The sequence below is a fragment of the Rhizobium sp. 'Codium 1' genome (assembly GCF_020889605.1).
Classification (GTDB): domain Bacteria; phylum Pseudomonadota; class Alphaproteobacteria; order Rhizobiales; family Rhizobiaceae; genus Allorhizobium; species Allorhizobium algae.
The window spans coordinates 117169-143182 of record NZ_JAJGPW010000001.1 but is presented as its reverse complement, the minus strand read 5'-3'; the positions used below and the strand labels follow the sequence as shown (position 1 = coordinate 143182).

At 62.1% G+C, this 26014-nt stretch carries 23 protein-coding genes and 1 riboswitch; of the genes, 17 read left to right on the top strand and 6 right to left on the bottom strand.

The features are described 5' to 3' along the window. The first annotated feature begins 61 nt into the window (after nt 1-61). Complete coding sequence (locus LJE98_RS00670) at nt 62-1141, top strand: GGDEF domain-containing protein (RefSeq protein WP_229572809.1); 1080 nt, start codon at nt 62-64, stop codon at nt 1139-1141. 17 nt (nt 1142-1158) lie between these two features. Here the strand turns inward: LJE98_RS00670 and LJE98_RS00665 are convergent, their stop codons facing one another. Further along, a complete protein-coding gene (locus LJE98_RS00665) occupies nt 1159-1764 on the bottom strand; it encodes a DUF6656 family protein (protein WP_229572808.1) in 606 nt (201 codons plus the stop codon). 304 nt (nt 1765-2068) lie between these two features. Beyond that, nucleotides 2069-2272, top strand: a riboswitch (cobalamin riboswitch). A gap of 98 nt (nt 2273-2370) precedes the next feature. Here LJE98_RS00665 and LJE98_RS00660 point away from each other — a divergent pair. The 6 genes from LJE98_RS00660 to minE all read left to right on the top strand — a co-directional run bounded on the left by LJE98_RS00660 (nt 2371) and on the right by minE (nt 7499). Further along, entirely contained in the window at nt 2371-3615 is a 1245-nt protein-coding gene (locus LJE98_RS00660; RefSeq protein WP_229572807.1) for an aromatic ring-hydroxylating oxygenase subunit alpha, read from the top strand. 1 nt (nt 3616) lies between these two features. Further along, entirely contained in the window at nt 3617-4702 is a 1086-nt protein-coding gene (locus tag LJE98_RS00655) for a hybrid-cluster NAD(P)-dependent oxidoreductase (protein ID WP_229572806.1), read from the top strand. Between the two features lie 276 nt (nt 4703-4978). After that, nucleotides 4979-5437 (top strand): BA14K family protein, encoded by a 459-nt coding sequence (locus LJE98_RS00650; protein ID WP_229572805.1) that lies wholly within the window; start codon nt 4979-4981, stop codon nt 5435-5437. Nucleotides 5438-5626: 189 nt separating this feature from the next. Beyond that, nucleotides 5627-6397, top strand: a complete 771-nt coding sequence (gene minC, locus LJE98_RS00645) for a septum site-determining protein MinC (RefSeq protein WP_229572804.1) — start codon at nt 5627-5629, stop codon at nt 6395-6397. Between the two features lie 29 nt (nt 6398-6426). Continuing rightward, entirely contained in the window at nt 6427-7242 is an 816-nt protein-coding gene (gene minD, locus LJE98_RS00640) for a septum site-determining protein MinD (protein WP_229572803.1), read from the top strand. Continuing rightward, entirely contained in the window at nt 7239-7499 is a 261-nt protein-coding gene (gene minE / locus LJE98_RS00635; protein ID WP_006726700.1) for a cell division topological specificity factor MinE, read from the top strand. Before minD ends, minE begins: the two co-directional genes overlap by 4 nt. Before the next feature lie 111 nt (nt 7500-7610). Here minE and LJE98_RS00630 read toward each other — a convergent pair whose 3' ends face one another. Then, nucleotides 7611-9527 carry a PhoX family protein gene (locus LJE98_RS00630; protein WP_229572802.1) on the bottom strand — a complete coding sequence of 639 codons (1917 nt, stop codon included), beginning with the start codon at nt 9525-9527 and terminating at the stop codon, nt 7611-7613. 401 nt (nt 9528-9928) lie between these two features. Between LJE98_RS00630 and LJE98_RS00625 the strand changes: the two genes are divergently transcribed. From LJE98_RS00625 to LJE98_RS00610, 4 genes are all read left to right on the top strand, one after another. Further along, a complete protein-coding gene (locus LJE98_RS00625) occupies nt 9929-11707 on the top strand; it encodes an acyl-CoA dehydrogenase (protein ID WP_229573856.1) in 1779 nt (592 codons plus the stop codon). Between the two features lie 146 nt (nt 11708-11853). Then, a complete protein-coding gene (locus LJE98_RS00620; RefSeq protein WP_229572801.1) occupies nt 11854-12612 on the top strand; it encodes a crotonase/enoyl-CoA hydratase family protein in 759 nt (252 codons plus the stop codon). Nucleotides 12613-12797: 185 nt separating this feature from the next. Further along, nucleotides 12798-14888: a methyl-accepting chemotaxis protein gene (locus LJE98_RS00615; protein WP_324255806.1), complete on the top strand. Its 2091-nt coding sequence runs from the start codon at nt 12798-12800 to the stop codon at nt 14886-14888. Between the two features lie 198 nt (nt 14889-15086). Next, the gene (locus LJE98_RS00610; RefSeq protein ID WP_229572800.1) at nt 15087-15392 is read left to right on the top strand and encodes a hypothetical protein; all 306 of its coding nucleotides are present in this window, start codon (nt 15087-15089) and stop codon (nt 15390-15392) included. Between the two features lie 150 nt (nt 15393-15542). Here LJE98_RS00610 and LJE98_RS00605 read toward each other — a convergent pair whose 3' ends face one another. The 3 genes from LJE98_RS00605 to LJE98_RS00595 all read right to left on the bottom strand — a co-directional run bounded on the left by LJE98_RS00605 (nt 15543) and on the right by LJE98_RS00595 (nt 18361). Continuing rightward, complete coding sequence (locus LJE98_RS00605; RefSeq protein ID WP_229572799.1) at nt 15543-16793, bottom strand: class I SAM-dependent RNA methyltransferase; 1251 nt, start codon at nt 16791-16793, stop codon at nt 15543-15545. Further along, entirely contained in the window at nt 16790-17614 is an 825-nt protein-coding gene (locus LJE98_RS00600; RefSeq protein ID WP_229572798.1) for a TlyA family RNA methyltransferase, read from the bottom strand. The genes LJE98_RS00605 and LJE98_RS00600 overlap by 4 nt, the downstream gene beginning before the upstream one ends. A gap of 345 nt (nt 17615-17959) precedes the next feature. Further along, the gene (locus tag LJE98_RS00595; RefSeq protein ID WP_229572797.1) at nt 17960-18361 is read right to left on the bottom strand and encodes an acyl-CoA thioesterase; all 402 of its coding nucleotides are present in this window, start codon (nt 18359-18361) and stop codon (nt 17960-17962) included. Between the two features lie 179 nt (nt 18362-18540). On the opposite strand from LJE98_RS00595, the gene LJE98_RS00590 reads away from it, so the two are divergent. Then, on the top strand, nt 18541-19476 hold the full coding sequence (locus tag LJE98_RS00590) for a histone deacetylase family protein (RefSeq protein ID WP_229572796.1): 936 nt from the start codon (nt 18541-18543) through the stop codon (nt 19474-19476). Nucleotides 19477-19478: 2 nt separating this feature from the next. After that, nucleotides 19479-19733 (top strand): exodeoxyribonuclease VII small subunit, encoded by a 255-nt coding sequence (locus LJE98_RS00585; RefSeq protein WP_229572795.1) that lies wholly within the window; start codon nt 19479-19481, stop codon nt 19731-19733. Nucleotides 19734-19832: 99 nt separating this feature from the next. On the opposite strand, the gene LJE98_RS00580 is transcribed toward LJE98_RS00585, so the two are convergent. Then, complete coding sequence (locus LJE98_RS00580) at nt 19833-20846, bottom strand: TerC family protein (protein ID WP_229572794.1); 1014 nt, start codon at nt 20844-20846, stop codon at nt 19833-19835. A 508-nt stretch (nt 20847-21354) separates the two neighbouring features. Between LJE98_RS00580 and LJE98_RS00575 the strand changes: the two genes are divergently transcribed. The 4 genes from LJE98_RS00575 (at nt 21355) to LJE98_RS00560 (ending at nt 25934) form a co-directional block, all read left to right on the top strand. Then, entirely contained in the window at nt 21355-22311 is a 957-nt protein-coding gene (locus LJE98_RS00575; RefSeq protein ID WP_229572793.1) for a TAXI family TRAP transporter solute-binding subunit, read from the top strand. Nucleotides 22312-22411: 100 nt separating this feature from the next. Then, nucleotides 22412-24529 carry a TRAP transporter permease gene (locus LJE98_RS00570; RefSeq protein WP_229572792.1) on the top strand — a complete coding sequence of 706 codons (2118 nt, stop codon included), beginning with the start codon at nt 22412-22414 and terminating at the stop codon, nt 24527-24529. After that, the gene (locus LJE98_RS00565) at nt 24526-24915 is read left to right on the top strand and encodes a DUF1850 domain-containing protein (protein WP_229572791.1); all 390 of its coding nucleotides are present in this window, start codon (nt 24526-24528) and stop codon (nt 24913-24915) included. The genes LJE98_RS00570 and LJE98_RS00565 overlap by 4 nt, the downstream gene beginning before the upstream one ends. A gap of 92 nt (nt 24916-25007) precedes the next feature. Continuing rightward, nucleotides 25008-25934: a pirin family protein gene (locus LJE98_RS00560; protein ID WP_229572790.1), complete on the top strand. Its 927-nt coding sequence runs from the start codon at nt 25008-25010 to the stop codon at nt 25932-25934. Nucleotides 25935-26014: the final 80 nt, after the last annotated feature.

The window sequence follows — 26014 nt, the reverse complement described above, 5'->3', positions numbered from 1 at the left end:
AGAGAACTTCGCCTATGGTTCGCTCAAGAGACGAAAGAGCCTCACTCGGGGAAGTGGACAGATGCAGCAAGTCAAGAATCCGGCCGCCAGCATTGCGCTCCGCGTTGCAACCGCCATGCATCAGATGGGCATCGACGGTCTGCCGCGCAATTACGAGCTGGTCTACGAGGCCTATTCTGGCAGCAATCCGGAACTGGTGCGCGAATTTATCGCGCTCGGCAAGGTCAAGACCCAGGAAGCCCTCGACGAACTCGGCCGCAAATACCTGCCGCACCAGCATGAGGATGGGCTGCTGAGCCGTCAGAACGGCCAGGTTCGCGCCGAGATGAGCAACTTCATCAGCCTGCTCAACGAGGAGAAGATCTCCCTGACCGATTACGGCCGCGTCATCGGCCATGCGTCGAAGAGCATCCTCACCGAGGCCGACCTTGAAGGCACGCCGCTCGGCCAGTCGATCAAGATGCTGAAGGCGGCGACCGAGAAGCGCGCCCACCAGAACAGCAATGTCGTCCGCGCCGTCGTCGACAAGACCGCATCGCTCGCTGACCTCCAGCGCGAAGCCGAAGAGGCGGAAGCCGCGAAATTTGTCGATCCGGTCACCCGCCTCGCGTCTCGCCGCGCCTTCAACAAGGCCGTCGCCAAGATCTATGCCAACCCCGAAATGCCCGTTCTCTGCGGCGTCGCGATCGGCGAGATCGACGACTATGCGCGTATCCAGGAACAGATGGGTCCGGCGGTCGCCGAGCGCTTCCTGATGCAGGTCGCCAAGGTGCTCGAAGCCGTGTCTGGCGGTGGCGATCTCGCCTGCCGCTTCGATGCCGGCCGCTTTGGCCTGCTGCTCTATACGTCGGATCAGGAGGAGATCAGCCGCGTGGTCGATCTCGTCCGGGCCAAGCTGAAGGCCACGAATTTCGTCGGTTCTTCGAGTGGCGCCCGCGTCGGCCAGCTCAGCATGTCCTTTGGAATCTGCTATTCCGAGCAGGCCCCGAATGCCTTCGACTTCACCAATTTCGCTGAAAAGGCGCTGGCCACCTCCAAGACGGCCGGCGGCGACACGGTGACGATCTACGGTGCGAGCGACTATGTCTCGAAGGATTGGCTGCTCTACAAGAAAAAGCCGGTCGGCGGTTTCGGAACCTGAGGTCCAGGCCTCGTCTTTCAGAGCGTCGTGATGATCTTTCGAAGCTCGGCGTTTCTTGCGCCGAGCATCAGCACATTGCGCAGCGCCTCTTTTGGATCGATGGTCTGGAAGAGCAGGCCATTGTCGCGGAATGAGCGGTCGATGGTCATCGACTTGTTCTCTGCTTCCGGCTTGATCGCCACAGCGAAATACATCCGTCCGTAATTCTGCTTGATCTGCTCGAAGAAGACGTCTTCGCCGCCGAGTTCTGCAAAGAAATTGGCGATATAGAAAGCCCATTTCACATCGGCATATTGCGCAAAGTTCGTGCGCGCCGCCGTCACGTGACAATAGCCCAGATGCGGGCTGTCGTTCAGCGTGCGATGAAAGATGATCTTGGGAAACTTCACCGAGTGGTGAAAGGCGTTGATCCGCTCATGGGTGGTCTCGGCGGCCCGTTCCAGCCGGCGTCCGGTGCGTGCTGCGACTTCCTCATAGGAAAGATAGCGCCGCTCGTCCGGCAGCCAATCCTCGCGGCTGCGCGAGATCCGACCGGTCCTCAGGAACTCGGTATGGACTGCCCTGGTGGGCGGCGCCGCTTTTGTTTCTGCTTTGGGAGCCGCGTAGTATCTGAGTTTCTGCATCTTGACGCTCTGACTGTACCCGGACTGATTGTTTGAGCTTAACGCAGCATGGTTAATCATGATTTGACGGTATTCTATCGGGTCGAGATTTCGCGAGGCTTGCCGCAGCGCAAATATTGTAAATCGATCTCAGTCGCCCGTTTGCGCCATGCTTTCAGAGGCGAAATATAGTCCGTTGCTGCAGGCCTTGGAAAACAATGGAAAATTCCCCGGATCTTCGTTTCCACAACGACTTCGCTCCATGTCGCAAACGATTTGGGCCGTGTCGTTTCGCAGTGCAGCGCGCGTCTGCGCCGTGTGATTAGATGCAAGTCAAGCTCGAGGTGCTGCCCTGCTAGGGAGGGTGGGAAATCGGGAAGCCGGTCGAAATCCGGCGCTGCCCCCGCAACGGTGGTGGAGAATGCGTTATGGCAAAAGGCCACTGGGGGCGACCCTGGGAAGGCGCCGACGCGGTCCGCGAATGGACCACTCCTGAGCCCGGAAACCAGCCTTGGCAGATGGACATTTGAGGTTGCGGAGGGCGACCGGAGATAGCCATGCAGCGTCTTTTCAAGGCGGTGACGGGCTGTGCTCTCTTCTCCCCCGGGTTTTGCAAACGAGGACGACATGGACCTGCAGGCCAACATGCTGCGCCAGCTCAAGAATCGCCGCGAAGGCTTCTCGCTCGAGCAGCCCTTTTACATCGACCAGGACTACTTCAAGCTCGACATGGAGCAGATCTGGTATCGCGACTGGCTGTTCATTGGCCACGACTGCGAGATTCCCCGCGCCGGCAATTATTTCACCGCCCAGATCGGCGATTATCCGGTGGTCCTGGTTCGTGGCAAGGATCAGGTCATCCGCGCCTTCCACAACACCTGCCGCCATCGCGGCCACCGCGTCTGCACCTCCGATCGCGGTGCCTCTGCCAAGCTCGTCTGTCCCTATCACAACTGGACCTATGACCTCGACGGCTCGCTCGTCTTTGCCCGTCAGATGGGCGAAACCTTCGACAAGAGCGAATTTGGCCTGAAGCCGGTACATTGCGAAAGTGTCGGGGGCTATATCTTCATTTGCCTCGCCAATGAGCCTGCCGATTTCGCGCCGGTCCGGGCCTCGATCGAGCCCTACATGAAGCCGCACCGGCTTTCCGAGGCCAAGGTCGCCCATCGCAGCACGATCATCGAAAAGGGCAACTGGAAGCTCGTCTGGGAAAACAACCGCGAATGCTACCATTGCGCCGGCAATCATCCGGAACTCTGCCGCACCTATCCGGAAGCCCCGACAGCGACCGGCGTGCAGGGCGCCGGTGACGATCCCGTGATCGCCGAGCACTGGCAGCGCTGCGAGGCTGCCGGGCTTCCGAGCGCCTTCAATATGGATCCGTCGGGCCAGTTCCGCACGGCCCGCATGCCGTTGATCCAGGATGCCGAGAGCTACACTCTGTCCGGCAAGCGCGCTGTCCGCCGGCCGCTGTCTGACGACGTTTCCACCTCGCATATCGGCACCCTGCTGCTGTTCCACTATCCCTCGACCTGGAACCACATCCTCGTCGACCATGCGATCTCTTTCCGGGTGACGCCCCTGTCTGCCGAAGAAACTGCCGTCACCACCACATGGCTCGTGCACAAGGATGCGGTCGAAGGTGTGGACTACGACCTCAAGGAACTCACCCATGTCTGGGAAATGACGAACGATCAGGACCGGTCGATCGTCGAGGAAAATGCCTTTGGCATTCGCTCGCCCGCCTATGAACCTGGTCCCTATTCCGTCGAGCACGAGGGTGGCGTCATGCAATTCGTCGATTGGTACACGACCTTCATGATCAACCGGCTCCAGGGCGACAAGGCCCGTCTGTCTGTGGTGGCATGAGATGAACATCGCCATCACCCAGTACCGCCACGTCGATGAGATGCGCCCCTGGTCCGACCGGGAGCATCTGCTCGAATGCGTCGCCGTCACACCTGAGGCCGCCGACGTGATGACCTTCACCTTCAGGCCCAGCAAGCCGGGCCTGTGGTTTCGCTATTTGCCCGGCCAGTTCGTCACACTCGAAATTCCGGTCGGCCCCGAGCCGGTCATGCGCACCTATACCCTCTCGTCCAGCCCGTCGCGGCCCTATACGGTTGCCGTGACGGTCAAGGCGCAGAAGGAGAGTATCGGCACGCGCTGGATGTTCGACAATCTGCGGCCTGGCATGGCGCTGAAGGCATTCGGCCCGCTTGGCGACTTCTCCTACGCCAAGCATCCTGGCAAGAAATACCTCTTCGTTTCCGCCGGCTCCGGCGTGACGCCGATGATGTCGATGACGCGGGATCTGAGCGACCGGGCCCCCGACAGCGACATCACGTTCCTGAACTGCGCGCGTTCGCCCGACGACATCATCTTCCGCTGGGAGCTGGAAGCCAAGGCGCGCGATATGCCGAACTTCCAGCTCGGCTTCATCATCGAGCAGCTCGGCCGGGGTCAGCTCTGGTCGGGTCTGAAGGGTCGCATCGACAAGGCGAAGATCGCACTTCTCGCGCCTGATTTCCTTGAGCGGACAGTCTTTTGCTGCGGCCCGGCGCCCTTCATGGCGACCGTGCGCGAAGCGCTCGAAGGCGCCGGCTTCGACATGGAGCAATATCACGAGGAGGCTTTCCAGCCGGTCAAGGCGGAGCCTCTGGTTGTTGTCGCCGATCACGCCGATGGAGAGCAGGCGACGAAGGTCACCTTCGCCATGTCGGGCAGGGACGGTCTCTGCGCGCCCGGCCACACGGTTCTTCAGGCAGCCCGTGCCGCTGGCGTGCGCATCGGGGCGGCCTGCGAGTCCGGGCTGTGCGGCACCTGCAAGGTGATGAAGCTCTCGGGCGAGGTCGAAATGGACCATAATGGCGGCATCCTCGACGACGAGATTGACGAAGGCTACATTCTCGCCTGCTGTTCGCGACCGAAGAGCGACATCGAGATCGAGGCCTGAGCCGAAGGCATGATTGCCTTGCAGCCATCGAGAAAGGGCGGTCGCCATTGGCGCCGCCCTTTCGGCGTTTTGCCATTGGATGGAACAATATCCCGCTTTTACCGTTGACGGAAACTTGCGCGCGAGAGTGGTCACGAAACCGTTACGCGCAGAGCGCGAGCATGAACGGCATGTTAATTTTGAGTTCAGGCTGGCTTTACTAACTTACGCTTCAAGGTCGAGGCTCGGGTGTCGCCCGCTCCTGACGACTGTGAGAAACATGCAGGGAGAACCACCATGATGACTGCATTGAAGACAACCGCCGTCGCCGCGCTCGCGTCAATCCTGGCCGTCACAAGCATGGTCCCGGCTCAGGCCCAGATCATCCGCCCGGTCGCGCCGATCGCAGCTGCAACCGATGCCACCAACGTGCAGTACCGCGAGCGCCGCTATGACCGCTATGATCGCTACGAGCGCGCCCGCTACTGGAACGGCCATCGCGGTTATCGCGAGCGCCGTGCAGGCTACCGCTACCGCAATGGCTATTGGTATCCACTCGCAGCATTTGCAGCCGGCGCCATCATCGGCGGTGCGATCGCCCAGCCGCGGGCGGTTCCGGTAGCGCCGCGCGCGGCCGGCTTGAATCCGCGCCACTACAGCTGGTGCCAGGCCCGCTATCGTTCCTACGACAGCCGTTCGAACACCTTCCAGCCGTATAACGGCCCCCGCCGCCAGTGCCTGTCGCCCTATTATTAAGCGGCAGAACTGACAGCGCCAGCTCTAAGCGGGACGCTGGAATGTGTTGATATAGAGCCGCCCCGGCCTTTGCTGCGGGCGGCTTTTTCATGTCTCCGATCCGCCTGTTTCCTAACGGCAAAATCCGCGCGTTAACCATTTGTTAACCAAATCGGCGGTACTTCTGTCATCAACGATTTGTTTACATAGATGACCAAAGTGCTAACCGAACCCCGCTCCATCCGCATCAAGGGAAGATCTTTCCTGGCCGTCGTCCTGACGCCGGATCCGCCGTTCGACGACTGGCTTGTCCGGCTCGACGATCTCGCGGCCCGGTCGGCCGGTTTCTTCCTCGGCCGTCCCGTGGTCCTCGATGTTTCCGACATCGAGATCGACCGCCCGCAGCTAAAGGCGCTGATCGCCGAACTTGGCGCCCGCAACGTCTCGATCATGGGCATCGAGGGTGGTCGCCCCTCGTTGGTCGAACCGGGTATGCCGCCGCAGTTGAAAGGCGGCAAACCAGCCGCGGATTACGAAGTGCCACGCGAGGAGGCGCCGCAAATTTCGGATGCGAAGCCTTCTCGTAAGGCGGAGAAGAAAACCGCCGAGCAGGCGCCGCCACAGGTGACGGTACAGCAGAGCCCGGTTTCGGCGCCGTCCATGATCGTGCGCGAAACCATCCGCTCCGGTCAGTCGGTGATCTACACCCAGGGCGATGTCACGGTGATTGGATCGGTCCAGTCGGGCGCCGAGGTGATTGCCGGCGGCTCCGTCCATATTTACGGCGCGTTGCGCGGCAGAGCGCTCGCCGGATGCGTTGGCAATGCCGACGCAAGGATCTTCTGTCGTAAGTTCGAATCCGAGCTGGTGGCGATCGATGGCGTCTACGCGATGACCGACGATATGAATCCAGAACTGAAGGGGCATCCAGTTCAGCTTTGGCTGGAAGGGGATGCCATCATGACAGAGAGAATGACGTGAACTTGAGCGGGGATAGACAGGAGAACCAAATGGGCAAGGTTATAGTCGTGACATCCGGCAAGGGCGGGGTTGGCAAGACCACCTCGACGGCCGCTCTCGGTGCAGCGCTCGCGCAGCGCAATGAAAAGGTTGTCGTCGTCGATTTCGACGTCGGTCTCCGCAATCTTGATCTGGTGATGGGCGCCGAACGTCGCGTCGTCTATGATCTGGTCAATGTCATCCAGGGCGACGCCAAGCTGCCCCAGGCGCTGATCCGCGACAAGCGGCTGGAAACGCTCTTCCTGTTGCCCGCCTCGCAGACCCGCGACAAGGATAACCTGACCGCCGAAGGCGTCGAGCAGGTCATCAACGAGCTCAAGAAATACTTCGACTGGATCATCTGCGACAGCCCAGCCGGCATCGAACGGGGTGCAACGCTTGCCATGCGCCATGCCGACATGGCCGTCGTCGTCACCAACCCCGAAGTCTCTTCGGTGCGTGATAGCGATCGCATCATCGGTCTGCTCGATTCCAAGACGCTGAAGGCCGAACGTGGCGAGCGCATGGAAAAGTTTCTCTTGCTCACACGCTACGATGCCGCCCGCGCCCAGCGCGGCGACATGCTGAAGGTCGACGACGTTCTGGAGATCCTGTCGATTCCGCTGCTCGGTATCATCCCGGAAAGCATGGACGTGCTTCGCGCCTCCAACATCGGCGCTCCGGTCACCCTGGCCGATGTCCGCAGCGCCCCGGCACTTGCCTATTTCGACGCCGCCCGCCGTCTGGCTGGCGAGACCGTTCCGATCACCATTCCTGGCGAGAAGCGTGGCCTCTTCGACAAGATCTTCGCGCGGAGGGCCGCATGAGCATTTTCTCCCTGTTCCGCAAGCAGCGTTCCGCCCCGATGGCGCGCGAGCGACTGCAGGTCCTCTTGGCCCATGAACGGGCCTCGCTCGAAAGCGATCTGGTCGCCATCCTGCGTGAGGAAATCCTGGCTGTGATCGCCAAGCATGTCGAATTCGACCGTGACAAGGTCCAGATCAAGATGGACCGCGACGAGGACGTCTCAATCCTCGAGATCGACGTCGAGATCCCGCGCAACGCCCAGCGCCTCGCCGCCTGATCCGAAATCTCAACTGTTCATGAAAAGGCCGCCGTCGGAGTTCCGATCGGCGGTCTTCTCATGTGGGCAAGACGACAGGGCGGTCGTCCCGCCCTGCCTGGTGGTCCGACATCAGCCGATCAGTGCATTGCCATCGTGTTTGACCGCGACGATCGTCGAACGCGGCAGCTTGCCTTCGCCATCCGGGAACGGCGCGGAGGGGTGCTGGATGCCGACGAACATGGTGCGCTTGTCGGCAGACCAGGTCATGCCGGTCACTTCGCCGCCCTTCGGGCCGGTCAGGAAGCGCTCGATGCGGCCCGTTGCCGGGTCGCCTGCCAGCATCTGGTTGTTGCCCTGGCCGACGAAGTCACCCTCGTTCGAATCTTCACCGTCCGTCTGGATCCAGAGCAGGCCGGTGCTGTCGAACATCATGCCGTCGGGCGAGTTGAACATGTTGCCGGAATTGATGTTGGACGAGCCGGCATAGGGGCCTTCCTTGTGCACGTCGGGATTACCAGCCATGACGAACAGGTCCCACTTGAACTTGCCATCGGCGTGATCGTCGTTCTCGGGATACCAGCGCACGATCTGGCCGAACTCATTGCCTTCCCGCGGGTTGACGGCATTCAGCTCCATCACGTCGCCACCCGCATTCGTCCGCATCTTGCCGTCCTTGAGAACGGCGCGGTTCGAATTGTTGGTCAGCGCGCAATAGGCTTCGATGGCGACCGGGTTGACCGCGACCCATTCCGGACGGTCCATGGTCGTGGCACCGACCTTGGATGCGGCCTGGCGTGTGAAGACGCAGATCTCGTCCATCTTCATGCCGGTCGTCTCTTCCGTCAGCGCCAGCCATTCGCCGGTGCCTTCGTCGGAGAATTTGGCGACATGGAGCGTGCCCTCGTCGAGCAGCTTGGATGTGTCTCCGCCGGGCACGTAGATGCCATTGGAGATATATTTGTAGAGGAACTCGCCCCGCTCGTCGTCGCCCATATAGACGACCACGCGACCGTCACGGGCAACGACCACGGCGGCGTTCTCATGCTTGATGCGACCAAGTGCTGTGCGCTTGATCGGCGTCGAGGACGCATCCGACGGATCGATTTCGACGACGTAACCGGCGCGGCGTGGCTCGGCCGGGTTCTTCGAAACGTCGAAGCGCTCATCGAACTTCTCGTAACCGTAGCGGGTTTCCGCGACAATGCCGTACCGCTTGTAGTCATCCGGCATTGCGAAGTCGGCATTGGTCGAGCCGAAGTAGCCGTTGAAGTTTTCTTCGCAGGTGAGATAGGTGCCCCAGGGCGTGCGGCCGGCGCCGCAATTGTTGAAGGTCCCGAGACAGTCGACACCGGCAGGATCGGCAGCCGTCTTGACCAGTTCCGAGCCGGCGGCGGGACCGGAGAGCTTCATCGGCGTGTTGTGGTGGATGCGGCGGTTGAACGGGCTGTCGACAACGATCTGCCAGCCGTCTGCAGCTTCGGTCACTTCCATGACGGTCACGCCCTGCAGGTTCTGCAGGATCTTCACGTCGTCCATCGACTGCGGCATGCCTTCCGGGGCGTGCGGCAGGTTGGTTTCGTTGTTGACATATTCATGGTTGACCGCGATCACCTGATGATTGCCGATCGCGAAGGCTTCCATGCCATCGGTGTTTTCACCGAAGACCTTGTCCGAATTCTCGAGCGAAACACCCTTCAACGGATCGATGTCGGAGGCGGTGGAAAACAGCGGCTGGCCCCACTTGGCCAGCGGCTTCCAGCTATAGCCCTCCGGAACATGCACGGTTGCGTCGGTCTGGGCGGCGATCGGCTTGAACGGGAAGCGCGAAGCGGCGTCCTGCGCGACGGCCGAGGTCGAAGACATCAGATTGCCCACAGAGCCCATGGCGGCGGCAGCAGAGCCCATGGCGAGAATGCCGAGGAAGCCTCGGCGCGATACGGCACGCTCGACCACACGGTCGAAATCCGTCACGGCCGGCGGCGGGTTGTGCAGTTCGTCCCATTCGTCCCAGGATAGATGATTGGTGTTGGTCTCGGTCTCGGTCATCGCGAAGCCTCCTTTGGGTTGAAGTCGACCTTCGGACTAGCCAGCAGGGGTAACAGTGATGTGACGATGTCGGGGACAGGCAGCGGTTCGGGGAACCTGCATCTTCGCTGTCGCTGGAAAATGTCGGGTCTCGGGTGATGTAAGTCCTTGTTCCCGCTCAGTTTGCTCCGCCCGCGATGGACGTGTCAGCCGGCGCCTCTTTGTCGCGCTTGAACACGTTTGTTCAGGCCGTCGCCGGTGCCTCCGCTTCACCTGCTTCGAACCGTGGACGAGACCTCCTGCCGCATGCAAAAGATTTGACGTTTACGTAAAAATCAATTAGCCAGAATGGAGAATGTGCCGCGCTTCCTGGGTGGAGACTGGGCGTGGCCGAGAGCATACGCCAGTTGGAGGAGAACGTCATGTACCAGGCGCCCGTAGAAGAAATCGCCTTCACCCTGAAGCACGTCGCCGGTCTGACCAAGGCCATCGAAGACGGCAAGCTGGGGGAATTGAGCGACGACCTCGTTGATGCCATCCTCTCCGAAGCCGGCCGTTTTGCCAGTGATGAAGTCGCGCCGCTCGCCGAGATCGGTGACAGGCAGGGCGCGCGTATGGTCGACGGCAAGGTCATCGTGCCCGATGGCTGGGACAATCTCTACCGCGCCTGGGCCGCAGGCGGCTGGAACTCTCTGACGGCCTCGGAAGACTTCGGCGGGCAGGGGCTTCCGCATATGCTGAACGTCGCCGCGCTCGAAATGTGGAATTCCGGCTCCATGGGCTTTGCGCTCGGACCGACCCTGACCATGGGTGCCGTCGATGCTGTCACAGCCCACGGCTCCGAGGACTTGAAGGCGAAGTACCTGCCGAAGATGGTTTCCGGCGAATGGACGGGCACGATGAATCTTACCGAGCCCCATGCAGGCTCGGACCTCGGCGTCATGAAGTCGCGCGCCGAGCGCCGCGATGATGGCACCTACCGCATCTTCGGCCAGAAGATCTTCATCACCTGGGGCGAGCACGAGATCACCGAGAACATCATCCATTTGGTTCTCGCCCGCCTTCCCGACGCGCCATCAGGCACCCGCGGTATCTCGCTCTTCCTCGTGCCGAAATATCTCGTCAACGACGACGGCTCGATCGGTGCCCGCAACGACCTGCATTGTCATTCGCTGGAGCACAAGCTTGGCATCCACGGCTCGCCGACCTGTACCATGATCTATGGTGACGGGAAGTTCGGTGACGAGCCGGGCGCCATCGGTTACCTCATCGGTGAGGAGAACAAGGGCCTCGCCTGCATGTTCACCATGATGAACAATGCCCGCCTCGCCGTCGGCATGCAGGGCGTCGCCATCTGCGAAGCCGCCACCCAGAAGGCCGTACAATACGCCAGGGACCGCACGCAGGGGAAGGCCCCGGGTTGGACCGGATCAGGCATGTCGCCGATCCTTGATCACCCGGATGTCGCCCGCATGCTGGTGACCATGAAGGCGCTGACGCAGGGCTCGCGCGCCATCTGCTACGTTTGCGCCCATGCCACCGACATGAGCCACCACGCGGAAGGCGATGAGGCCCGCCATTGGGCCGAGCGCGCTGCCTTGCTGACCCCGATCGCCAAGAGCTTTGCCACCGACGCCGGCGTCGATGTCGCCTCGCTCGGCATCCAGACTCATGGCGGCATGGGCTTCATCGAGGAAACGGGCGCTGCCCGCTTCTGGCGCGACAGCCGCATCGCCCCGATCTACGAAGGCACCAACGGCATCCAGGCCGCCGACCTCGTCACGCGCAAGCTGCCGCTTTCCAACGGCAACCATGTTCGCGGTTTCGTCACCGAACTGAAGCAGGTGGTGAATGCAGTGCGGGCCTCCAATCTCGAAGGCTTCGGCGAAACCGCCGCCCGCCTTGACGCGTGCCTCGCCGATCTCGAGGACACCACCGAGTGGCTGCTTTCGCAGCTGGCCAGCGGCAACACATCGGCAGTGCTCGCCGGTGCCACACCCTACCAGCGCCTCTTCGGCCTGGCGCTTACCGGCATCTATCTCGCCAAGGGCGCTCTCGCAGACGAAGACCATGGCCGCGACAACCGCCTGGCTCTTTGCCGCTTCGCCGCCGAGAACCTGATCGCAGAGACGGCTGCACTCAAGGACCGTGTCGTCAATGGTGCGGCAAGCCTGGAAGCGGCTCGACTGATGTTTGCATAAGATGCGGGCCGCGCGTCCTCTTCTCCCCAGCGGGGAATAGGTGGCCGAAGACCGGATGAGGGGACGGCAAATCCTTGCGAGAACCCCTCATCGCCTCGCAATCGCTCGGCATGTCTCTCCGCTGGGGAGAAAAGAAGGAGAACCCCTTGACCGATCACATCCAGATTTCCCGCCCGGAAGCCCATCCCGGCGTCCTCGTCCTGCGCTTCAACCGTCCGGACAAGAAGAATGCCATCACGCAAGCCATGTATCAGAAGCTGACGGCAGGCCTGCTGGTAGGCGAAGAGGATGACACCATCCGCGCCATGGTTTTCCTCGGCACCGAAGGTTGCTTCTCCGCCGGCAACGACATGGCCGATTTCCTGGGCTTCGCCATGGCCGGTGCCGTCGGCGAACCGGCCGCTTTCGGCCTTCTCAAGGCTCTGACCGAGGTCACCAAACCGCTGGTCTCGGGTGTGGATGGCCTGGCGATCGGCATCGGCACGACGCTCAACATGCATTGCGATCTGACTGTGGCCTCTGACCGCAGCCTGTTCAAGACGCCCTTTGTCGACCTTGCCTTGGTCCCCGAAGCCGCCTCCAGTCTCATCGCACCGCGCGTCATGGGCCACCAGCGTGCGTTTGCAATGCTCGCCGCCAGCGAAGGCTTCTCCGCCGAACAGGCTCGTGAGGCCGGTCTCATCTGGAAGGTGGTTGCTCCCGATCAGGTCGAGACCGAAACGTTGAAGCTCGCATCCTCGCTTGCCTCCAAGCCGCCGGCCGCGATGAGGATCGCCCGCGCCCTGGTCAAGGGGAGCCCGGACGAGGTGCGAACCCGCATGCAGGAAGAGCTCGTCCACTTCGTCGCCCAGCTGAAAAGCACGGAAGCCCGCACCGCCTTCGAAGCGTTCATGAAGGGGCGATGAGGCAACGCCGGGGCCGGAGGGGATATCTGCTTTTCGGCGTTCGCTTAAGTACCCATTAAATCCTGCTTGTTACATTTGAGGAAGCGGCACATCCACCGCTTCCTCACCATGACGGTGCCGTGATCCCCAAATGCCGTTGACGTTGCCGCGCTGAACCGACGCGCGGTGCTTTGCAGGACCTTATCGTGAAGACCAGCTCCAACCTGATGACCAAGATCCTGGTGGTTGCCTCCCTCGTGGTGGTTGCCGCCCTTTCCGGTTTCTCATTCTACATCGACAGTCTCCAGCGCGACGCAACGAGTGCTGCCGTTAAGAGCGAGATCGACAGTTCCGGTCTCCAGGCCTCGCAGAGCATCGCCAATTGGCTTGGCGCACGCGTGATGCTGACCGAGCTTGCCGGCAATGCCGCCGCCAAGGCGCCCGATGCGTCGGGCATCATGGCAGCCTTTGACAATCCCGTTCTGATCCGCGAATTCATGACGACCTATGTCGGCGACGAGCAGGGCGTCTTCACCAGCGTGCCGAACCAGTCGCTGCCGGACGGTTACGATCCGCGCAAGCGCCCCTGGTACCAGGACGCCGTCAAGGCCGACAAGATGGTCCTGACCGACCCCTATGCCGATGCCTCGACCGGCAATCTGATCATCAGTGCGGCCATTCCGGTCAAGAAGGACGGCAAGCTCTACGGTGTCGCCGCATCCGATTTCTCGCTGACCTCGCTCGTCTCCATGGTCAATTCCATCGACATGGGTGGCAAGGGTTCGGCCTTCCTCGTCAAGCAGGACGGCACGATCCTCGTACACCGCGACGGCAACCTCGTCACCAAGACGCTGAAGGATGCCTTCCCCTCCAACACGCCTGCCATCGGCGCCGGCATCACTGAAACGGCTGTCGCTGACGCGAATGTTCTCGTCTCCTTCCTGCCGATCAAGGGCCTGCCGCGCGACGATTGGTATCTTGGCGTTCAAATCGACCGCGATCTGGCTTTCGCCGCGGTCGGCGAGTTCCGCACGGCCGCTGCAGTGGCCACGTTCATCGGCGTCGTCGCCATGATCGGTGTGCTGGCCATGCTGCTGTCGCGCCTCGTCGTCCGTCCGGTGGTCGACATGACCGGCGTCATGGGCAAGCTCGCCGGTGGTAACGTCTCGGCCGAGATCCCCGGCACGGCGCGCCGGGACGAGATCGGACAGATGGCCGCTGCCGTCGCCGTCTTCCGTGACAACATCATCGAGCGTGGCCGTCTGGCGCGTGAGGCGGATGAAACCCGCACGATGACGGAACAGGAGCGTCGCGAGCGCGAAGCCGCCAAGATGCGTGAGGCCGAGCAGGTTTCCTTTGCCGTGCATTCGCTGGCCGAGGGACTGGGCGGTCTTGCCAATGGTGACCTCGTTTCGCGTATCGAAACGCCCTTCGCCGGAGACCTTGATCGTCTGCGCGTCGACTTCAATGCCTCCGTCGAAAAGCTGCATGATGCGCTCGCGACCGTCGGCCGCAACGCACGCGCCATCGACAGCGGCGCCACCGAGATCCGCTCTTCCGCCGACAATCTCGCCCGCCGTACCGAACAGCAGGCAGCCTCGGTCGAAGAAACGGCGGCGGCCCTCGAGGAAATCACCACCACCGTCAAGGACAGCGCCCGCCGCGCCGAAGAAGTCGGCCAACTGGTGAGCCGCGCCCGTGCGGGTGCGGAAAAGTCCGGCGAGATCGTCGACAAGGCCGTCGATGCCATGCAGGGCATCGAGAAGTCCTCGGGCGAGATCTCCAACATCATCGGTGTGATCGACGAAATTGCCTTCCAGACCAACCTGCTCGCCCTCAACGCCGGTGTCGAAGCCGCGCGTGCCGGTGACGCCGGCAAGGGTTTTGCGGTCGTCGCCCAGGAAGTCCGCGAACTTGCCCAGCGTTCGGCGACTGCCGCCAAGGAGATCAAGGCCCTGATCAGCGCCTCGGGCGATCAGGTCAAGCACGGCGTCGACCTCGTCAACGAAACCGGCAAGGCGCTCGACGTCATCGTCCGCGAAGTCCAGGAGATCAACGGCCACGTGAATGCCATCGTGACGGCCTCGCGTGAACAGTCGACCGGTCTTCAGGAGATCAACACCGCGGTCAACACCATGGACCAGGGCACGCAGCAGAACGCCGCCATGGTCGAGGAGCAGACGGCGGCAAGCCACGGCCTGGCCCAGGAAGCAGCAGCCCTCACGGCACTGCTCAACCAGTTCCGCATCGACGACCGCGCTTCGGGCATATCCTCCGGCCATCGCCGCGCGGCCTGATCGAAGCACCTGTCGTGACAGTATCGAAACGGCGCCCCTGTGGCGCCGTTTCCCTTTTCCGGGTTCGGGACTGGTTCAGCCTGCATTCAGTCTTTGCCGCTAATGTCTGCAACCATGCGCCGACTGCGGCGTTCGGGTTACATCCACGCGACCGTGGCGAGCGCGGTCGGAGTTCTCAAAAACTCATCAGAGGTCGTCATGTTGCGCTTGTTTTGTGTCGCACTCAGCCTTTTCCTCAGCATCTCCGTCTCGGCCGCCGATACCATGCCGATCGGCGGCACATCCGATGTCCAGATCAACGAACCCAATGATGTGATCAGTGAAACCCAGAATACGCCGAAGCAGTCGACGCGCCCGCGCCCGCAGCGCTACGTGTGTGTTGTCGATCAGTCCGGCAATGTCGGCGGCGGCGGTCAGGTGTCTTGCCCGGCCAAGGCCGGCCGTGTCGGTGGCCGTTGCCGCTGCGCCAATGTCACGGGATCCGGCACGCTGCTCACCTATTGAGCCCACCCGTTCAGCCGGTCGGCTGATCTTTCCGACGAGGCGCACGAGATCCGCCCATGCGGGATTGCGCCTCAACCAGGTGCAGGCCGGCCGGTAGCCCCGCGATCAACCATCCTCCACGACATCAGCGCGGAGGATGGATCTTCCCTGTTATCCCTTGCTCAGCGTCGCAACGGCCTCGACATGCGGCGACCAGAGGAACTGGTCGACCGGTGTGACATGGTCGACCCGATAGCCGCCGGCGATCAGGATGGAGAGGTCGCGGGCAAGCGTCAGGGGATTGCAGCTGATCGCAACGATCTTCTTCACTTGCGATTTGGCCAGTTCCGCACATTGCACCTCCGCACCTGCGCGTGGCGGGTCGAAGAGCACGGCGTCGTACCCCTTGAATTCGGAAGTCATCAGCGGACGGCGGAAGAGATCGCGCCGCTCGACGGTCACCGGCTTCAGCCCTTGCGTGTTGCGCGCGGCGAAATCGAGCGACTTCACCGCCCTCTCGTCGGATTCGACGGCAAGCACGGAGGATGCGCGGGCGAGCCTGAGCGCGAAGGTGCCGACGCCGGCAAAGAGGTCCACGACCTTCTTCGCCTTGCCGATATGGGCGCGGGCGAGTGCCGCCATGTGTTCTTCGGCCTCATGGGTCGCCTGGGTAAAGCCACCGGGCGGCAACATGACCCGGGCGCCGGCAAAGTCGAGCAGCGGCTTGTGGGGCTCGATGACGATTTCGCCATTGGCCGAAACGCGGGCGATGTCCTTGAGCCTGATGACCGCATTGGTGACAGCGCGCCGCTCCTGGTCACCGAGCCCGCCGCGCAAACCGTCGAGCGAGATGTCGAGACCGGTGGTCGTCTCGGTCACCGTGATGCGGAAGTGCTCGGCACCGCAGGCATTGGCGATGATCTTGATTGCGTCCAGCCGGGAGATCAGCCCGTCCGACGCGATCGGACATTCCTCCACCGGCACGACATGGTGGGTTTCCGCCTGCATGAAGCCCATGACGAGGCCCTGTTCCCGCCGACGGGCGGTGAAGACGAGGCGGCGCCGCTGATGCGGATGGGCTTCGAAGATTTCGCCGACCGGCGCCGCGATTCCCTTCGACTTCAGGGCATCGATCAGCAGCTGCCGCTTGAAACCATTATAGGCGGGTTTGGCCATGTGCTGCAGCGAACAGCCACCGCATACGCCACCCACTCCATCAGGACCGAAATGCTTGCAAGGGGGCTGGACGCGATCGGGCGAGGTCGTGCCAAACGACATGATCGTGCCCTCGTTCTTCACCCGCGCAATGGAAACGGTCTCGCCGGGCAAGGCGAAGGGCACGAAGACCGGACCATCGGCACCATGCGCCACCCCGTCTCCTTTGGCGCCGAGGCTCGCGATCGTAACGGTTTGAGCGCTCATTCGGCGTCTCCTTCGGCGTCGAGATCGTCTTCGAGATCACCATCGTCATCCTCGCCCCTCTCGGCATCGAGAGGCTTCACGCCGGCGAGCAGGAATTCCTCGTTGCCGTCACCGCCTGCGATCGGGGAGGGGATGAGGCCGAGGCTCGTCCAGCCCATGTCTTCCGTCAGCCAGCGTTCGAGTTCGGCGGCAACCAGCGGTGCCGTTTCCGGTTCCTTGAGCAGGCCTGCCTTGCTGATCGCGTCACGGCCCGCCTCGAACTGCGGCTTGACGAGCAGCAGGCAATGCGCCCCTGGCTCGGCCTGTTCGAGTGCTGGCGCCAGCGCCAGCTTCAGCGAGATGAAGGAAACGTCGGAAACGAGAAAGTCGAAGGGCTGGTCGTCGTAATCGTCAGGTTCCAGATAACGCGCATTCAACCCTTCGAGATTGGTGACGCGCGGATCACTGAGCAATCGCGGATGCATCTGATCGTGGCCGACATCGATTGCTGTCACATGGGCAGCCCCGCGCTTCAACAGCACCTCGGTGAAGCCGCCGGTGGAGGCGCCGACATCCAGGCAGTGACAGCCCTCGGGCGAGAGGTTGAAATGGTCGAGGGCGGCGTCGAGTTTCAATGCCGCGCGCGAGACATAGTCCTGTGCCGGATCGTCGATATCGAACTGGTGCGTGGCAGCAAAGACGAGGCTGGGTTTGGCCACCACCTTGCCATCCACTTTCACCGTGCCGCGCTGGATGGCGTCACGAGAGCGGGACCGGCTGGCGAAAAGGCCGAGGGCGACCAGGAGCTGGTCGAGGCGCTGGGGTTCTGGGAGCTTCTTCATGCCCCGTCAATGATGCTTGTGGCCGCAGCGCGCAAGTGTTTTTCGCGTCTGGCAGGCCCGGAGCAGGGGAAGGGCTGCCGGCTCGGCCTGGCAGCTCCGTCTCGAGACTTGTCCGCACAAGTCAATGTTTCATCCATTCAGAGTTTTATTAGTGATACATTAAGCAATCTATTCTAATGTTCACTGGCCGGCGCGATGCGGTCCTCCCTCCCAAGCAGCGCGCTCCGACACGAGACTGCAGGCCGTCCTCCTCCTCGAGGCCTGTAGGGAATGGAAGCCCCCCGGTTTCGGGCCCGGGGGGCTTCATTCGTTTGGCGTATCGCCTGCTCTCGGCCGACCGAAGCGCTAGCGCACATACCTGTAGAGCCAGTCCCGGATGTCCTCCGGCAGGGCCACCGGGTCGCCACCCTCGCCATTCCGTGCGGTCCAGGTGAGATCGACCTCGGCCATCGTCTGTCCGTCCTTTTCCATCGCGACCTCGAAGCCGACCGATTTGCCGCCGATCTTGTCGACCTGGACGATCATGCGCACCTCGTCCTCGAACCGGAGCGGCTGGTGCAGGCGGATCTCGAGCTTGGTCGGGCTGTAGACTGGCTCGTCTTCGAGCGGCGGGCGATAGCGCCAGAAGTGTCGCACGGCCTCCTCGGCATGGATCACATAGGCAGAAGCGCGCATTTCGCCCGTCGGACCGATGTCGCGATAGGCAACCGTCAGCGTGCTCACCTCCACACGTTCCATCTCGTCCATGCTCTTCCCCGGTTTATCTAGGTGTTAGCGGCATCTAACGGCATAGCAGCCGGCTTCACAAGGTCTCGGTCCGTGCCGCCTTCGGCTTGCTGCACCAGTGGGCTGGGTAAAACCGGGAAAGTAAGGTGGAAGATGACGGCCGGGCGCATTATGTTCGGCTCGACCCAGGAAGGATGCCCATGGCCACCCGTCTTTACGAGAACCCGATCTTCCTCGAACACCATACCCCCGAGGGCCACCCCGAGAGGGCCGACAGGCTGCGCTCGCTCAACATCGCGCTGGAGCATCCGAACTTCGCCCGCCTCGAGCGGATCGAGGCCCAGCAGGCGAACGAGGATATGGTGACACTCGCACATCCCGAGGAGCATCTCCTTGCGGTGATGCGTCAGATCCCCGAGGAGGAGGGGGAGATCAACCAGCTGGAATCCGACACCTACGCCTCGCAGAAAAGCCTGCAGGTGGCGCTGACGGCGATCGGCGGGGCGATTGCGGCAGTCGACGACGTGATGACAGGCAAGGCCGACAACGCCTTCGTTGCCGGCCGTCCGCCGGGCCACCATGCCGAAAAGACGAAGGCCATGGGCTTCTGTCTGTTCAACACGGTCGCAATCGCGGCCAGGCATGTACAGAAGACCTACGGCGTCGAGCGCGTCGCAATTGTCGATTGGGACGTGCACCACGGCAACGGCACCCAGGACATCTTCTGGGACGATCCGTCGGTTCTCTTCTGTTCCACCCATCAGATGCCGCTTTACCCCGGCACCGGTGCCAAGGACGAGACGGGCAAACACCGCAATATCGTCAATGCACCGCTTTCGCCGAATGTTGGCTCCGATCATTTCCGCGAAGCCTTCAAGAGCCGCGTTCTGCCCGCGCTCAATGATTTCTCGCCTGACTTCATTCTGATCTCGGCTGGCTTCGATGCGCATCACCGCGATCCCCTGGCGCAGATCAATCTGGTCGGCGAGGATTTCGACTGGGCGACGGGCAGGCTGCTCGAAGTCGCCGACCGTTTCGCCCATAACCGGGTCGTCAGCCTGCTCGAAGGCGGCTATGATCTCGAAGGCCTCGCCGAATCGGCGGGCCTGCACATTCTGAGACTGATGAAGGGTTGAGTATGTCCGACGCCACTGTTCCCGCCGATCTCACCGGCTATTCCTTCGAAAAGGCCGTGGCCGAGCTTGAGAGCATCGTGGCCCGCCTGGAACGCGGTGATGTGGCACTCGACGAATCCATCGCCATCTACGAGCGCGGTGAGCTGCTGAAGAAGCATTGCGAGCAGTTGCTGTCCGCTGCCGAGAACCGCATCGAAAAGATCCGCCTCGACCGCGCCGGCAAGCCGACCGGTGCCGAGCCGCTCGACGGCGCGTGATTTGCAGGCGCATTTGTCGCGCCGTCATCTCGCCACAGTATAAAATGCAAATGGCCCCTCGCGGGGCCATTCGTCGTTGTCGGTGTCGAAAAGGCGGACTTATTCCGCCGGGTTCCTGACGTCGACTGCCTTGGGCTCTGGCGGCCGCCCACCGCTGCCGGTCTTCCACAGTGAGTAGGCAACGCCCACGCCGAGGATCAGGAAGGTGACGCCCAGCGACCATTCCGGCGGGAATTTCTCCCAGCCCATGCCCCAGGCGATGAAGATCTTCGAACCGATGAAGATCAAGAGCACCGACAGCGCATACTTCAGGTAGGCGAAGCGATGCAGGATGGCATCCAGCGCAAAATAGAGCGCGCGCAGGCCGAGGATGGCGAAGATGTTCGAGGTGTAGACGATGTAGGGATCGGTGGTGATGGTGAACACCGCCGGCACCGAGTCGACCGCGAAGACGAGGTCGGCGATCTCGATCATGACCAGTGCAAGCAGGAGTGGGGTTGCAAAACGCCTGATCTTGCCCGTCACCGGATCTTGCTTCTTGACGACGAAGTTGTGGCCGTGGATCGCATCGGTCACGTTCATCCGGCGCTTGAGGAAGCGGATCAGTCCGTTTTCCTCGATCTTGTGCTCCTTGTCCGCCACGAAGAGCATCTTGATGCCCGTCAGGATCAGGAAGCCGGCAAAGAAGTAGAGGACCCAGTGATACTGGTCGACGATCGTGGCGCCAAGCCCGATCATGATGCCGCGCAGGATGATGACACCGAGAATGCCCCAGAACAGCACGCGGTGCTGGTATTCACGCGGGATGGCGAAGAAGCCGAAGATCAGGGCAATGACGAAGATATTGTCCATCGCCAGCGTCTTCTCGACCACGAAGGCCGTCAGATACTGGGCGGTCGCAGTCGTATCCATCTGCCAGTAGATGAAGCCGGAAAAGAGCAGGCCCAGCGTGATATACATGGCCGAAAGCTTCAAACTTTCGGCAATGCCGATTTCATGGTCGTCCTTGTTGAGAACGCCCAGGTCGAAGACCAGGAGCGCAACGACCAGCGCAAGAAAGAGAAGCCACATCCAGAGTGGCTTGCCGAGAAAGAGAATGAGCAGGAGTTCCAAGTGTCTGACCTCTGTTGCATTGACCGGGCTCGATGCAACGCGCGTGCGGTCTCGCAGAGGAGGGGTCCGGTCCGGGCATGACATCGAGCTTGCTCGATGCGGTCCGACATCACGAGGGTAATCCGTCGTCAGAGGGGCCCGGTCCGCAGAGGCGCAAATGGGGGATCCCGCGGGGAGTTCAAGCCCTGTGACGAGAAAAAACACAGGACTACCACGATCGAGGGCGCGCGCTGATACGCCCGCTCGATACGAGGCCATCATCACTGCCCGTAACGTCACGCCTTGTGACGGCACCCGTGCCACTTGCGGCCGAGAACCCGCAGATAAGCCGCATGCGAACCAATGTGGTGCTTCGCCACATCGGGGTTGGCCTGCAATCCCGGTTAGGGAGTGACATTGACGGACCCACTCGTGCACAGATGCGGGCCGACAATCAAATCCGAGGTTGACGCCCCTCACTCGCCTCCCCATGATGTCGCAACTGCAAATGTTGTTTGGGAGGACACTCATGCATTTTTCGAGACTTAGCACTTTGCTCGCCGGCGCCGTTGCCGCATCTGTCGCATTCGGCGCCGCGTCCGTCAGGGCCGAGCAGTTCGTCAACGTGCTGACCGGAGGAACCTCCGGTGTCTATTATCCCCTGGGTGTCGCGCTGTCGAAGATCTACGGCGACAAGATCCCGGATGTCCGCACCCAGGTGCAGGCGACAAAGGCCTCTGTCGAGAACCTCAATCTCTTGCAGCAGGGCAAGGGCGAAATCGGCTTCTCGCTTGGCGACAGCGTCAAGCTGGCGGCGGAAGGCAATGCAGATGCCGGCTTCAAGGCGCCGCTCGACAAGCTGCGCGGCATCGCCGCCATCTATCCGAATTTCATCCAGATCGTCGCCACCAAGGATTCGGGTGTGACCTCGCTGGCCGATCTCAAGGGCAAGAGCCTTTCGGTCGGTGCGCCGAAATCCGGCACCGAACTCAACGCCCGTGCCATCCTCAACGCCGCGAGCATGAGCTATGATGATCTGGGCAAGACCGAATATCTGCCCTTTGCCGAATCGGTCGAGCTGATCAAGAACCGCCAGCTCGATGCGACCCTGCAGTCCGCCGGCCTCGGCGTTGCGTCCCTCAAGGATCTGTCCACCTCGCTGGCGGTTTCGCTGGTTTCCGTTCCTGCCGAAGTCGCGACAGCGCTTGGCGCCCCCTATATTGCGGCGACCATCCCTGCCGGCACTTATGAAGGCCAGACGGAGGACGTGCCAACGGTTGCCGTCGTGAACTTCCTGGTGACCCATTCGGACGTCTCGGACGATCTTGCCTATGAGATGACCAAGCAGCTCTTCGAGAACCTCTCCGACATGCAGGCGGCCCACAATGCGGCCAAGGACATCACTCTGGAGAATGCCACCAAGGGTATGCCGATCCCGCTCCATCCGGGCGCCGAACGCTACTACAAGGAAAAGGGCCTGCTGTGAGGCGGAAAGCCTCTTAAGCTTCTATGTTTCCTGAAGGGACCGGGCGGCCACCATGCCGCCCGGTCCTTTGCCCCTCGGCTTATCCTTCGGACGGACACCCATGAGCGCCACCACTGCGGACCAGACACTGTCGCATGAACCGAACACCCATGAGCAGCATTTCCCGGCAACGGTCGAGGGCAAGATGCTCTATGGCATCGCCGTTCTCTTCTCGCTGTTCCAGATTGCGACTGCGGCGCATCTCATCGACCTGCCGAGCCAGCTCGTCCGCTCCACCCATGTCGCCTTCCTGCTTCTCCTCGGTTTTCCGCTGGTTGCCGCAAACATCCGCAAGGGGGCCGTATACACGGCCGGCGCCTGGGCTCTCGCCACAGCAGGCGTCGCCGTCGCCGTCTACCAGTTCGTCGAATATGAGCCGCTGATCCTGCGCGCCGGCGATCTCGTTCCGTTCGACATCTATGTCGGCGTCGTCGCCATTGCGACGGTCTTCATCGGTGCCTGGGTCATCATGGGACCGGCACTGCCGATCATATCGGGCCTGTTCCTCGCCTATTGCCTGTTCGGCGAATACCTGCCGTCGCCGCTCAATCACCGCGGTTACGACTTTGCTCAGGTCATCGACCACATGGCCTATGGCACGGAAGGCATCTACGGCGTGCCGACCTATGTGTCGTCGTCCTATATCTTCCTCTTCATCCTGTTCGGTTCCTTCCTGGAACGGGCGGGCATGATCAAGCTTTTCACCGATGTTTCCCTCGGCCTCGTCGGCCACAAGCGTGGCGGCCCGGCCAAGGTCTCGGTCATCTCCTCGGGCCTGATGGGCACAATATCGGGCTCCGGCGTTGCCAATGTGGTGACGACAGGCCAGTTCACCATCCCCTTGATGAAGCGTTTCGGCTATCGCCCCGCTTTTGCCGGAGGGGTCGAGGCGACCGCCTCTATGGGCGGCCAGATCATGCCGCCCGTCATGGGCGCCGTCGCCTTCATCATGGCCGAGACGCTCGGCGTCGAATATGCCGAGATCGTCAAGGCGGCGCTGATCCCCGCCATTCTCTATTTCGCCTCGGTCTTCTGGATGGTGCATCTGGAGGCGGGCAAGCGTGGCCTGAGCGGGCTGGATCCAAAGGATCTCCCGTCGCCGCTCGCCGCCATTCGCCGGCAATGGTATCTGCTGCTGCCGCTTGCTGCTCTCGTCTGGCTCCTCTTCTCCGGCTATACGCCCCTTTTCGCCGGCACCGCAGGTCTGGCGCTCACCCTGCTGCTCATCCTCGGCAGCTCGATCGCCATCGGCATGTCCAATACGGCGGTGCGCACCATCTTCTGGATCGGCATCGGGCTCGCCGGGGCCTCCTTCTTCCAATATGGCTTCCGCGCCGTGCTGGTCGCGATCCTGATCCTGATTGCCTGGAACTTCCTGGTCAAGGGCGGTCGCGCAGCCCTCAAGCTCAGCGTCGACAGCCTCGCCGATGGTGCCAAGACGGCGCTGCCGGTCGGTGTCGCCTGTGCCGTGGTCGGCATCATCGTCGGCACCATGACACTGACCGGTGCTGCCAATACATTCGGACAGTTCGTTGTCGCCGTTGGCCAGCACAGCCTCTTCCTGTCGCTGATCCTGACCATGCTCACCTGCATCCTGCTCGGCATGGGCATTCCGACCATCCCCAACTACATCATCACCTCCTCGATCGCGGGGCCCGCATTGCTCGAACTCGGCGTGCCCCTGATCGTCAGCCACATGTTCGTCTTCTATTTCGGCATTCTCGCCGACCTGACGCCACCGGTGGCTCTGGCCTGTTTCGCGGCCGCCCCGATCGCGAGAGAATCCGGCCTGCGCATTTCCTTCGAGGCGGTGAAGGTGGCAGCCGCCGGCTTCGTCATTCCTTTCATGGCGGTCTACACGCCGGCCCTGATGCTGCAGGATGGAGGCCCGCTCGCGGCGGCCATCGGCTATCCGCTCGCCGTCGTCTATATCGTGATCAAGGCCAGCCTCTCGATCGGCCTCTGGGGTGTCGCCGTGATTGGTTACCTCAACCGGCCCCTGCCGCTGCTGCATCGGCTCGTGGCGGCCGCCGCCGCCTTCTTCCTCGTCGCAGCCTTGCCGATCACGGACGAGGTCGGCGCAGCACTCGTCCTGCTCTTTGCCCTCATGGTCTGGAAATTCCCAGGCAAGGTCGCCGGGGACGCCGCAACGACGCCGCCCAAGACAGAGACACCATGAGCCTCTGCATCGCCATCGCCGCCACGGTGCTGACGATTCCGGCGACAAGTTTCTCCCTGTCCTGGGTTCATTCGGTCGAGAAGATCGAGTGGCGGGAGGAATGGGCGGTGACGCGTGCCGGGCTTGAGCTCCGGCAGGCGAGCGTCAAGGGATCCGGCGCCGGCATGGAGCCGGGCGAGGGGGCGGTGCTCGATGACGGCTGGTGGCGCTGGGAGCCCTCGCTCGCGCCCATTCCAGAATTGCGCCTCGCCGCCTCCGGCGCGACGTCTGGCGGCTGGACGCTCTGCCATGCCGGCGGCTGCATGACGCTCGGTGCTGCACCGGGCGAGGAGAGCATTCTCTCGGCTTGTGCCGCAGACACAAAGCCCGTCGATCCATCGCCTTGAAGACACAGCGTCAACGGCCGCCAGGGCCCATCGCCCCTGTCACGGGGGCACGAACCTGCTAGTCTGCCCGGATTGAACGAAGAGGTTTCGCCATGTCCTTCTTTCCCGGAAATGACCCTGTCCCCGGTGACGCCTTTGCCTGCGACGCGATCGAACACCTGATCATCCCGCGCTCCAGCGATATCGGCGGTTTTTCGGTGCGCCGCGCGCTTCCCTCTGTCAAGCGCCGGCTGGTCGGCCCTTTCATCTTCTTCGACCGGATGGGGCCGGCGATCCTGAAGGCGGACGAGGCCATGGACGTGCGCCCGCATCCGCATATCGGCCTTTCAACCGTCTCCTATCTCTTCGACGGCGAAATCAAGCATCGTGACAGTCTCGGCACCGAACTCGTGATTGCGCCCGGCGACATCAATCTCATGACCGCAGGCCGCGGCATCGTGCATTCGGAACGCACACCGGAAAACCTGCGCGGCCATCCGCTCTCCATGTCCGGTCTGCAGACCTGGATCGCGCTGCCGGACGAGATGGAGGAGATGGACCCGGCCTTTGCCCATACCGCCAGGGGCGAGCTGCCGACATTCAACGACCGGGGCGCTCGCGGCCGTGTGGTGATCGGGGCCATGAGTGGCCTGCATTCGCCGGTGAAGACTTTTTCCGAAACGCTATACGTCGATCTCAGCCTCGAACCCGGCGCCCGCTTCCCTTTCGATGCCGGTCAGGAGGAGCGTGCGCTCTACATTCTCTCGGGCGAGATCGAGGTCGCCGGCGACCGGTTTGCGCAGGACCAATTGCTGGTCTTCCGCCCCGGCGACGAAATCACGCTGATCGGCGGCGCGGCAGGCTGCCACGTCATGCTCTTCGGCGGGGCGGCCATGGAAACGAAGAAACATATCTGGTGGAACTTTGTTTCGTCGTCCAAGGAGCGCATTGAACAGGCCAAGGAAGAGTGGAGAACTGGCCGTTTTGACATCGTTCCTGGCGATGAAGAAGAGTTCGTGCCTTTGCCGGAGGGCCGTTGACGTCTATATAACAGCGTGGTGTCGGATATTTGCCCAGTTCGTCTTGGGATGCTATCGCGCACCCGAACGAGTTGAAGAGG